Raw genomic sequence first — 769 nt, 5'->3', positions numbered from 1 at the left:
TTTCCGCAAAACGCTCGAAACTGAGTCAGTTCGGGAGCTTCGGTGCTATCACGAACTGCATCGCTCCATCGGCGTCGGGGAACTCCGATTTCAGCACGAGCGGCACCCCGTTTCCGATATGTAGAACCCGATTCGTGCCGTCTGGCAGGCCAGCATTCGCCGATTTGACCAGCGATGAGTCCAGTTTCACTTCGACATCCGCAGGCTCGAAGGCGATGAGATCCGTGTCGTCCCATCGGTAGGTCATACTGTCGGTGTCACCGTCTGCGGCAAACTGCACTTCTTTGGTTTCTGAATCAACAGAGAGGTCAAACCGGTCGGCAAGCATATCCGCTGGCTCAAGACCGAGCGAGATGTCATTTGGACTCAGATGGACGGTTGCCGGGATGTCTATCTCTGGCATCTCGACAGGGTAGCGGAGCGATTCAACCGGGTCAAGATCGATAGTGCGCGTTATCCCGTCGATGTTGATTTCCAGTGTGCTATTCGCTGCATCGAGTGCGAACTGTGCAAGGTCGCCTGCATCGCCGACCGAGAGTGCATCGCGAACTCGTCCGACGTCCACCCCCAACGTTCCCCTCCCTGCATCGAAGGAGGTGAACGAACTCCCAGAAACACGCAGGTCGACCATCGCGTGTCCCTGCAGGTCAGCCGCCCGGATGGCGATTCCCGACTCTGCAATCCCTATCCGCGTCTTGTCCGTGACCGTGCCAGCCGCCGCGAAGATCCGCTCAAACAGCTGGACCTCGCCGCTGATCCGAAGATGCTG

Annotated in this window: 1 protein-coding gene; it reads right to left on the bottom strand. The window is 58.1% G+C overall.

The features are described from left to right. Positions 1-25: 25 nt before the first annotated feature. The coding region (locus AV929_RS12385) for a hypothetical protein (RefSeq protein WP_064288405.1) at positions 26-769 on the bottom strand (744 nt) is incomplete at its 5' end.

The sequence above is a fragment of the Haloarcula sp. K1 genome (assembly GCF_001647155.1).
Classification (GTDB): domain Archaea; phylum Halobacteriota; class Halobacteria; order Halobacteriales; family Haloarculaceae; genus Haloarcula; species Haloarcula hispanica.
Note: the sequence above shows the minus strand (reverse complement) of the source record. Positions and strands in the feature narration are given on the sequence as shown.